This window comes from Conyzicola sp., from assembly GCF_046714715.1.
In the GTDB taxonomy this organism is placed as follows: Bacteria; Actinomycetota; Actinomycetes; order Actinomycetales; family Microbacteriaceae; genus Conyzicola.
This window is the reverse complement of the sequence record NZ_JBKKAD010000132.1, coordinates 1-2,611: the sequence shown is the minus strand read 5'-3', so window position 1 is coordinate 2,611 and position 2,611 is coordinate 1. Positions and strand designations below refer to the sequence as shown.

The 2,611-nt window shown below is 65.8% G+C and carries 2 protein-coding genes; both read right to left on the bottom strand.

What is annotated here, in order from left to right; all coding sequences use genetic code 11:
• Positions 1 to 54: 54 nt before the first annotated feature.
• The gene (locus ACLQ6X_RS09810) at positions 55 to 1,350 is read right to left on the bottom strand and encodes an ABC transporter substrate-binding protein (RefSeq protein ID WP_411699985.1); all 1,296 of its coding nucleotides are present in this window, start codon (positions 1,348 to 1,350) and stop codon (positions 55 to 57) included.
• Between the two features lie 110 nt (positions 1,351 to 1,460).
• Positions 1,461 to 2,474, bottom strand: a complete 1,014-nt coding sequence (locus ACLQ6X_RS09805) for a LacI family DNA-binding transcriptional regulator (RefSeq protein WP_411699984.1) — start codon at positions 2,472 to 2,474, stop codon at positions 1,461 to 1,463.
• Between the last annotated feature and the right edge of the window lie 137 nt (positions 2,475 to 2,611).

Below are 2,611 nucleotides of genomic sequence, written 5' to 3'. Positions count from 1 at the left end.
GGGGGGGTTTGTGGGGGGGGGGGGGCCCGCGCCCCCCCCCGGACCGGAGTGCGACTAGCCGACGATGTCGTCGACGCCTGCCTGGTACTGCTCGCCCAGCTGCTTCTGCACGTCGGCCGGCGACTTGGTGTCGTTGACCAGCTCTTGGAGCGCCGCGTTCAGCTCGTCGTAGAACGTCGCGGTGGGCCAGTCGGGGTAGAAGCCGATGCCGTCGCGCTCGGTGAGCGTGTTGAAGTTGGTGATCAGCTCGATGCTCTTCGGGTCGGTGATGTCCGCGACATCCGCCGCAACCGGGATTCCGCCGTTGTTGCCGATCATGGCCTGGATCTCGGGGCGCATGGTGATGTCGATGAACTGCGCCGCCAGGTCCTTGTTCGCCGCGTTCTCGGGAACGACCCACATGTTGCCGGCCGATCCGGGCGCGAACTCGGCCTCGGGGAAGAGGAAGGTGCCCCACTCGAAGCCGGTGGCCTCGGTCGTGAACCGGTTGTACCACCAGCTGCCCGAGAAGAAGATCGGGTAGGTGCCGTTGATGAACGCGGTTCCGGCGTCCTCCGCCTTCAGGCCGGTGGAGTCCTTGCTGATGTAGCCGGCGTCGGTCCAGTCCTTGATGGTCTCGGTGGCGTAGCTGACCTCTTCGCCCTCCCAGTCGATGTCGCCCTTGTAGAGCTGGTAGTCGTCGATCCATCCGCGGTCTGCCTTGGTCAGCGCGAGCTGGTACCAGAGCTGGCCGAGGGGGTATTCGGCCGCCGCCTCGGCGAGGGGCGTGACGCCCTTGTCGGCGAACGACTTCATCACGCTCTCGAGCTCGGCGAGGGTCGTCGGAACCTCGAGGCCGTTCTCGGCGAACATGTCCTTGTTGTAGTAGACCTCGACGAACTCGCCGTAGTTCGGCACACCGTAGAACGAGCCGTCGCCCATGATGCCCTTGTCGTCGTAGCGGGCTGTCGTCTGCAGCGAGGGTGCGAGCTTGTCGGCCCAGCCGTACTCGTCGTAGGCGTCGTCGAGGCTGGAGAGCAGGCCCTGGCTGGCGAGCAGGCCGGCCGTTGCATTGCCCTTGTTGTACTCGAGGATGTCCGGTGCCTCGTCGGAGTTGAGAACCTGGCTGGCGGTCGAGCGGATCTGCTCGAAGCTCTTCTCCTCGAAGTCGACCGTGGCACCGGTCTCCTCTTCGAAGACCTTGATCGCTTCTTCCCACGCGATGCCCATGGCGCTCGTGTCGCTTTCGAAGTGCCAGAGGGTGAGGGTGTTGTCGTCGGAGGCGGAACCGCCGCCGGAGCATCCGGCGAGCACGATGGCGCTGACGGCGAATGCGGCGATTGCGGCCGCGTGCCTGGTGTTCTTTTTCACTGTTGCTACTTCCTTGTAGAGCCGGCCGTTCGGCCGAGATTGAAGAACTGCTGCTGCTGGTCGAAACGTTTCGACTGAAGAGGTGGGATCGTCCTTTCCTGGTGCTGTGGTCAGACCCGGTCGCGGGCGGCGGTCGAGCCGCGCTCGATCAGAGTGGGAGGGAGCAATTCGACACGCGGCTCGACGCCGGTGGAGAGCTGTTCCATCAGGAGCGCGACGGCGCGACCGCAGGTGTCGCTCGCGGGGAGCGGGATCACGTCGAGGGGCGGGTTCAGATGCACGGTGTCGAAGCTGGAGCACGCGGAGATCACCGACAGGTCGGTGGGTATCCGGATGCCACGCTGGTCGAGAACCTCGAGCACCATCGACTGCACGGGTTCGTTGCAGTGCAGAATCAGGCCGGTCATCGCCGGCAGCTCGGCCGTCAGCTCGTCGACGGCGGCGCGAACGCTCGCGGTGTTCTCGCGCGACGGCACGAACGCGGCATCGATGCCCAGACGCAGCGCCTCGGCCTCGAACGCCGCACGGAACCGGTGCGGGAAGTTCGAGCCACGCTCGTAGATCAGCGGGTCCTGGCCGACGAGGCCGACCTGCGTGTGCCCCTGGGCGGCGAGCGTCTGCACGCTTAATTCGGCCGCGCGCTCGAAGTCGAGGTCGACACAGACCAGCTCGTCGGTGACTCGCGGAACGCCGACGAGCGCCGTCGGCACGTTGAGCGTGCGCACGAGCTCGATGCGCTCGTCGTCCTGCGAGACGTCGAGCAGGATGATGCCGTCGACGAGCGCCGAGCTGGCCACGCGGCGGAGACCGCTCGTCGCGTCATCCTGAGTCAGCAACACCACGTCGTAGTCGAAGGTGCGTGCGGCATTGATGACGGCCAGCACGAAGGCCATATGCGCGGGGCCGTGCGATCCGGCGTGCAGCGGCGCGCTCAGGGCGAGCAGGTTCGTGCGTGTTCCCTTGAGCATGCGCGCGCCCGCGTTGGGGCGGTAGTCGAGGGCGAGAACGGCGTCTTCGACGCGGCGACGGGTGGAGGCGGCGATCGAACGCTTGCCGCTGATGGCGTACGAGACGGTGCTGATGGAGACACCCGCCGCGCGAGCGACGTCGTGAATGTTGGCCATCGTGACTCCATCGTCTAAACGTTTCGATTCGAACTGATAGGAGGCTAAGCGGTGACAGCTGGGTTGCGCAAGGTTTTTGTGGCACATGACAACAAATTGGCTTCGGGGCTGCGGCCGGGGGCGCCGATAGTGCACTT

Excerpts from the sequence above, each read along its gene's own strand:
- ACLQ6X_RS09805 (WP_411699984.1), bottom strand. The coding sequence starts at position 2,474 with ATGGCCAACATTCACGACGTCGCTCGCGCGGCGGGTGTCTCCATCAGC.